Here is a 6,604-nt window from a genome sequence, read left to right as displayed (position 1 = left end):
AAATCGCATCCGATTAAATCGCAATGGTGTTGACACCACAATTTTGGTGGCGTATTTAAAGCGCATCCGATTGAAGCGGATGCGATTTAAAGCGAGCAGAAAGGATTTCGCTATGACTGAGAAACTTCTGATGACCGGCAAGACCCACAACAAGGGCGGCCGCGATGGTTTTGCGCTGAGCAGCGACGGCAAGCTGGACATCAAGCTGCCGCAGCCGCACCCGGCAGCCGAGCAGCTCTTCGGCGCCGCCTGGTCGGCCTGCTACATGGGCGCGATCGAGGTTGCCGCGACCCATAGGGGCATCACGCTTCCGGCTGGCGCCGAGGTTGATGCCGAGATCGATCTCAACGTCGATGACGGTTCCTACTTCCTGCGAGCCCGCCTGAACGTCAGTGTGCCGGATATCGACCGCGACGTCGCACGCCAGCTGATCCACGCAGCCCACGAGATCTGCCCCTATTCCAAGGCCATTCGCGGCAATATCGACGTCGAAACGAACCTGATCTGACCGGCATCGTCGACACCGTAGTACAATGGACGCGCCTGGCTTTCTCCTCGAATTGCTTGACCATGACAGGCTNACATTCAGCCGGGTGTCGCCACGCCTGAACGTCAGTGTGCCGGATATCGACCGCGACGTCGCACGCCAGCTGATCCACGCAGCCCACGAGATCTGCCCCTATTCCAAGGCCATTCGCGGCAATATCGACGTCGAAACGAACCTGATCTGACCGGCATCGTCGACACCGTAGTACAATGGACGCGCCTGGCTTTCAGTGAAATTGGGGTCACGCGTCCGGATGAACCCAACCATAGGAGGACGTCATGTCTGCTCTATCATCGTCGATCACACGGCGCGGTCTGCTTGCCAGTGCGGCAGTTGCGGGCGCGGTCAGTCTACTGCCGGCGCAACTTGCCAAGGCGGCTGATGACAACAATGCAATTCGTCCATTCCATTTCGCCGCATCGGATGAGCAACTGGCCGATCTTCGCCGACGCGTAGCGGCGACGAAATGGCCGAAGCAGGAAGGCGTATCGGATGCATCGCAGGGCGTACAGCTAGCGACGATCCAGAAACTCGCACAGTATTGGGCGACCGACTACGATTGGCGCAAGGTCGAGGCCCGGCTGAACGCCCTCCCGCAGTTCATAACTGAAATCGGCGGGGTGGACATTCACTTCATCCATGTTCGCTCGAAGAATCCCGACGCGCTGCCGTTGATCATTACGCATGGTTGGCCGGGGTCTGTCATCGAACAGATCAAAATCATCGGCCCGCTCACCGATCCGACCGCCTATGGTGGGAAAGCCGAAGATGCTTTCGACCTCGTTATCCCGTCGATTCCTGGCTACGGTTTTTCCGGGCAGCCGGCAAGCAAGGGCTGGGGACCCGAGCGCATCGCACAGACTTGGGCGGAGCTTATGAGGCGTCTTGGCTACACCCGATACGCGGCCCAGGGCGGAGACTGGGGCGCGCTCATCGTCGACCTGATGGGCGTGCAGGCACCGAAGGGACTGATTGCAATTCACACGAACATGCCCGGTGCAGTCCCATCCGCCATTGACTCGGCGTCCTTTGCGGGTGCGCCAACGCCGGCGGGGCTTTCTGCCGACGAAGTCAAGGCCTACGAGCAGCTCGCCGACTTCTACAAGCACGGACTGGCCTACGCGCAGGAGATGGGCAACCGCCCACAGACGCTCTATGGGATCGAGGATTCGCCTGTCGGCCTCGCTGCGTGGATACTTGATCACGACATACGCAGCTATGAGCTGATCGCGCGCGTCTTCGATGGTCAAAGCGAAGGCCTCTCGCGAGACGATATCCTCGACAATATTACGCTCTATTGGTTGACCAACACGGCGGTTTCTTCGGCACGTCTCTATTGGGAGAACAAGCTCGCCTTCTTCGCCCCCAAAAACGTCAAGATTCCCGTTGCAGTAAGCGTCTTTCCCGACGAGATCTATGCTGCCCCGAAGAGCTGGGTGGAGAAGGCGTATTCCAATCTGATCTACTACAACAAACTCGACAAGGGCGGTCACTTTGCCGCGTGGGAACAACCGGAATTGTTCTCGGCGGAGCTGAGAAATTCGCTTCGGCCGCTGCGGTCCTAGATTGAGTGGTGGCGGGCCAATACGCCTGAGTTCTTTCAATGTCTCGCCACTTGATAAGAAACGACGGTGCCGCTACCCAGCGGCATCTCCTCCATCGTGCCGGCGTGGGTGGCACCTTCGGCTTGCGACCCGAGCAATTCTCGCATGACGCCTCGCCAAGAATATAGCCGCCAGGATCTGTCTGCCGCATAGCCAGTATTCCCGTCGCGATCTGAACTGTCCTCGGAAATACACGCAGACATATTGCAAAAGACCTACCTTTGGAGGCAAAAGCAGGCGATCAGGCTAAAAACAATGGGGTCTAAAGCAGTAAATTACGAGACGAAACTATGGTATTTTATTATTGTTCAGGAAACGTATTTCGAAATGCCAGTCTCTGGCTCGATAACAGCACGAGTTTACTGAGATGAACGAAAATAAATTTCGATTTTTCTCCCGGAATGGTACAATTTTATATACTAGGCGTTTATTATTTTAGATCGAACAAATATTTTATATTGATTATTAGTAATGACCTATGTAGGGTCTTAATGAAGTAGAAACCAGACGACATAAACGATCCAAAAACGGTAAACTACTTTGTAACCATAATAACCGTGAAGTTCCCCGAGTATTGAATTTCGTTACGCATGATCACCTCTAACACTATTGAGTATGAGGCTAGTATGAATTACGTACATTCGGAATTTGAAAACGGAAGAACACCTCTTGGCAAGCTCCAGGCTGTGGCGGCTTCGCCCCGGGTGCTCAGTGAAATCGGTAACCCCGAACATGAGTTCCAAGACGAGCGATGCCTGCTCATCATCGATGGCAGAACGCTCGAGCGGGAGTGTCTTGCGACGACACTGACGCGCAACGGTCTCGGCATGAAAGCTCTGGCGGTGGGCTCTGTCGCGGAATGGCGCCGAAAGAAAGACACGCTTGAGCGTGTAACGGCCGTGCTTCTTAATATAGCTGGCCGCAAGTCGAGCGATGGTCTGCTCTGCGACGAAATCGCAAGCATTGCGGCTGAGCTTGCGCCAGCGCCGGTCATCATCCTGGCTGATGGGGACGATCTCAATCAGACATTGAAGGTTCTTGAGCACGGGGCCCGTGGATTCATTCCGACCTCGGTTGGTATAGAAGTGTGCGTGGAAGCAATTGCCTTGGCGGTTGCCGGCGGCACGTTCATTCTAGCTGGAAACAGCTTTTCGGCGTCGGTCCCGATCGACAAGAACCCGAGACAGAGAGAACTGTCCCGGATGTTCACGCTCCGGCAGGCGGAGGTCGTACAGGCCCTTCGCAAGGGGAAGGCGAACAAGATAATCGCCTATGAGCTCAATCTGCGCGAAAGCACCGTGAAAGTTCATATTCGCAATATCATGAAGAAGCTGAAGGCGACGAACCGCACGGAAGTTGCCTACAAACTCAACGACCTCTTCCAAAGCGACTCACGCTGGAATGCGCCGTCCGAATAGCCCGCCGGGCTATTCGGCGCTCTCCTCCAAGGGCGTGCGATGTCAATCCTGACGCTGGCGGCCGAGCTTCGGTGGATCTAGGTGGTCGGCATCTGCCTTGCGGCCCAGGATCTGGCGAAATCCGCTTGCGGAAAACGGTTGCAGCAATTGCGCCAGGAATCCGTCCGCAATTCGCCCGCTTATGCCGATATCGGCGGGCGGGCGGCGGTCAGGGTTGAAATAGGTCCCGAAAACCTGATCCCACAGGACGAGGTTCTCACCGTAGTTGGTGTTGCCCTCGGCAAGAACGCGCGAATGGTGCCATCGGTGCAGGCGCGGCGTGCTGAAGATCAAATCGAGTGGCCGCGTTCGAACATCGATGTTGCAGTGTGTCAGAAGGCCAATGAAGGCTGTGACCGCGCCGATCCAAAGGAAGACTGGCAACGGTGCACCCAACAGGTAGAGCGGAAGCTGGCTGAGTGCGATCTTGACCAATGAATCGACGAGGTGAAATCGTCCGGTGTTGACGACCCAGAGACGCTCGACACTATGATGAAGCGCATGAAACCGCCAGAGCGAGAGAGTTTCGTGTGCTGCCCTATGGGCAACGTACAACCCAAGCTCCGCAATGATCAGCCCCAGCACCACTTGCAGGCCAAGGGGCCAAGCGTCTGGCCAAACATGCGCCGGGCTGATGATGACTGGTCGGGCGACCGTTGCAATTGCCATCGGCGCCGATGCGCCTATGGCCGCGGCAATCTGGACGCCGCCCTTGTTCAGCAGGGTATGGGCAATATCGTTGAGCGTTTCTCCGTCGTGATGCAGCCATTGCTGCTCGTAGGGCATAACGCGCTCAAGGAACGCGATTGCGGCAACGATGGCCAGATAGACGACGTTGAACCACAGCAGTGGCGCGCCCGTGTGGAATGCAAAACCTGCGCCTGTCAGCCCAACAGCAAACAACGCCGGCCAGAGTATCCATGAAACCGCGATGTAAATAGGCGCCTTGCTCTGGTTGGCCACCTGCCACCTCCGACGAAACTGACGATGCACCATGCTACATCCCAGGTGCCGTTGTGAAGCGCTATCTGCGGTCGATGCCATACGGCGAGCGACGTACCTGAATCCGAGATAACTTGGGCTTCCAAGTCGCGAAATCCGCGCCTTTTCTAATTTCTTGCAATTGTCGGCATGCCTGCTTCTTGCTAGGTCGATCGCTGTCAATGAATCCCGCGCAGGCCGCAATGCTCTCCAAAACATCCGACCAACCACCAAATCCGCTTGTGGGTATAGCTCTTGCTTGCTCGGGTTATTCGCTGTTCGCAATCCAGGACGCCGTCGTGAAATGGCTGGTGACCGACTATCCTGTTCCGCAGATACTGTTCATTCGCAGCATCATCGTCGCGACGGCTGCAGGCTTCATGGTTCGACGGCTGCGGCATCCCTCGATCCTGAAAAGCAAGCACCGAAGTTCGCTGATGCTGCGGGCCGGGCTGATGTTCGCCGCCTGGATGGCCTTCTATTCGGCGGCAAAGCATCTCGGCCTGGCCGAGATCACCACGATGTACTTTTCCGCTCCGATCATCGTTATCCTGCTGTCCATCCTGATCCTCAAGGAAAACGTCGGCCCCATCCGCTGGCTTGCCTGCATCGGAGGATTTGTCGGGGTGGTGCTCGCTGCAAATCCGACAGAGGCGCCGAGCCTTGTGCCGGCAGGGATGGTTGTTTTCGCGGGCTTTTGCTGGGCCTGGAGCACAGTGCTCGTTCGTCTCGTCAGCCGCACGGAAAGCACACTGAACCAGATGATGGCGACAAGCTTCCTCTTTGTCCTCGCCTGCGGTGCAACGCTGCCGTGGCTCTGGAAAACGCCGGATCCTGCGGGCTGGGCGCTGATGCTCGGCCTTGGCGTCGTTGCAACGGTCGGGCAGTACCTGCTTTACGAGGGCTTCCGACATGCACCAGCCTCGACACTGGCTCCCATGGAATACAGCGGCCTGGTCTGGGCTTTCCTCTATGGCTACCTCATCTGGTCGGAAGTCCCGACTGTAAACGTGGTTGCAGGGGCCCTTCTGATCGTCGTGTCGAGCCTGGCGCTTGTCTGGTGGGAACGCCGTCAAATACTTGCCAGTCGCCGCATGACGGTGTGACATCGCGACGCCCGCGCCTAGCTAACAAGATGCCTTCGTAGTTGTGTAACGATAGGCGCTTGCAAGTAAGTAATTGCTTTTTGCATTGGTGAATACGCGTACTGAAATATAGAGTGCATTGTTGGTTAGTACATTTTAATGAACGGCATTACTTCAAAAGGCGCGCACTGGCTACGACTATAAGCCCCAACCGCAATCTTGGAGGTTCAAGGCGCATCAAGCCGCAGGCGTTCAATTGCTGGATCTCTTTATATTACCTTTTATATTCAATATGTTAACATGGATGGCATCTTAGTCGAAAAAGGGTTCCAGGACCGCACGAGGTCCTTATTCACTTGGCACTGGCCCGCTTTTCAATGAGCGTTTCTGTCTTTGCCGTCATCGGAATGGATGACCCTTATCGCCCTCTCGCAAGCTAAAACTGCAGGAGAAAGCTCTGAATCAGCTAAAATATAATGAAACTAGATTACCGCAGTTCTCTATATTAGGCGTGGTTAATTTTTGACTATTGCATACAGAAATGTTTACGCTTAGCATTATTTCGGCATTAGCAACAAAACAGCCGACTGAACTATCATCCGTATGGGAACTCTTTAGACTGTAAACATAATAATTGCCGGATGTATTTCTCCGGAACGTTAAACTGTGCTCAGACGAGACCAGACATGGAACTTGAACAGATTTTCGCAAGCCTTGCTTCCAAGCAGACGGGTGCGATCCTGCGTCATACGGCGGCCGAGCGGGATGATTGGGACTCACGTGCTAGCATTCGCGGAGCCGCCGGCCAGCCGATGCGAATCCATCAGTCGGCTGCGGCGTGTGCCGGCGCGGCGGTGCTTTCAATCAGGCGAGAAACTCAGAAAATTGGGGCTTGGTGCCGATGGGTTGCCTGCGCTGCCGCTAGAGGAG

Annotated in this window: 5 protein-coding genes and 1 pseudogene; 5 read left to right on the top strand and 1 reads right to left on the bottom strand. The window is 55.7% G+C overall.

Annotated features, from left to right (window positions below):
- The first annotated feature begins 112 nt into the window (after positions 1-112).
- The 4 genes and pseudogenes from ASC97_RS06600 to ASC97_RS06585 all read left to right on the top strand — a co-directional run bounded on the left by ASC97_RS06600 (position 113) and on the right by ASC97_RS06585 (position 3,569).
- On the top strand, positions 113-508 hold the full coding sequence (locus ASC97_RS06600) for an Ohr family peroxiredoxin (RefSeq protein WP_057467551.1): 396 nt from the start codon (positions 113-115) through the stop codon (positions 506-508).
- Between the two features lie 73 nt (positions 509-581).
- A pseudogene (locus ASC97_RS06595) lies at positions 582-731 on the top strand (OsmC family protein); the annotation flags it as partial.
- Positions 732-825: 94 nt separating this feature from the next.
- Complete coding sequence (locus tag ASC97_RS06590; RefSeq protein ID WP_057467549.1) at positions 826-2,112, top strand: epoxide hydrolase family protein; 1,287 nt, start codon at positions 826-828, stop codon at positions 2,110-2,112.
- 665 nt (positions 2,113-2,777) lie between these two features.
- Positions 2,778-3,569 carry a response regulator transcription factor gene (locus tag ASC97_RS06585; RefSeq protein ID WP_057467548.1) on the top strand — a complete coding sequence of 264 codons (792 nt, stop codon included), beginning with the start codon at positions 2,778-2,780 and terminating at the stop codon, positions 3,567-3,569.
- 42 nt (positions 3,570-3,611) lie between these two features.
- On the opposite strand, the gene ASC97_RS06580 is transcribed toward ASC97_RS06585, so the two are convergent.
- Positions 3,612-4,571: a sterol desaturase family protein gene (locus ASC97_RS06580; protein ID WP_057467547.1), complete on the bottom strand. Its 960-nt coding sequence runs from the start codon at positions 4,569-4,571 to the stop codon at positions 3,612-3,614.
- 221 nt (positions 4,572-4,792) lie between these two features.
- Here ASC97_RS06580 and ASC97_RS06575 point away from each other — a divergent pair, with 221 nt between their 5' ends.
- Positions 4,793-5,695 (top strand): DMT family transporter, encoded by a 903-nt coding sequence (locus tag ASC97_RS06575; protein ID WP_057467561.1) that lies wholly within the window; start codon positions 4,793-4,795, stop codon positions 5,693-5,695.
- Positions 5,696-6,604: the final 909 nt, after the last annotated feature.

Source organism: Rhizobium sp. Root1203 (assembly GCF_001424945.1).
In the GTDB taxonomy this organism is placed as follows: domain Bacteria; phylum Pseudomonadota; class Alphaproteobacteria; order Rhizobiales; family Rhizobiaceae; genus Rhizobium.
This window is presented reverse-complemented; position numbering and strand designations above follow the sequence as displayed.

What these genes read in the sequence shown, in the direction of transcription:
- ASC97_RS06600 (WP_057467551.1), top strand. Translation starts at nt 113, where the DNA reads ATGACTGAGAAACTTCTGATGACCGGCAAGACCCACAACAAGGGCGGC.
- ASC97_RS06590 (WP_057467549.1), top strand. Translation starts at nt 826, where the DNA reads ATGTCTGCTCTATCATCGTCGATCACACGGCGCGGTCTGCTTGCCAGT.
- ASC97_RS06585 (WP_057467548.1), top strand. Translation starts at nt 2,778, where the DNA reads ATGAATTACGTACATTCGGAATTTGAAAACGGAAGAACACCTCTTGGC.
- ASC97_RS06575 (WP_057467561.1), top strand. Translation starts at nt 4,793, where the DNA reads ATGCTCTCCAAAACATCCGACCAACCACCAAATCCGCTTGTGGGTATA.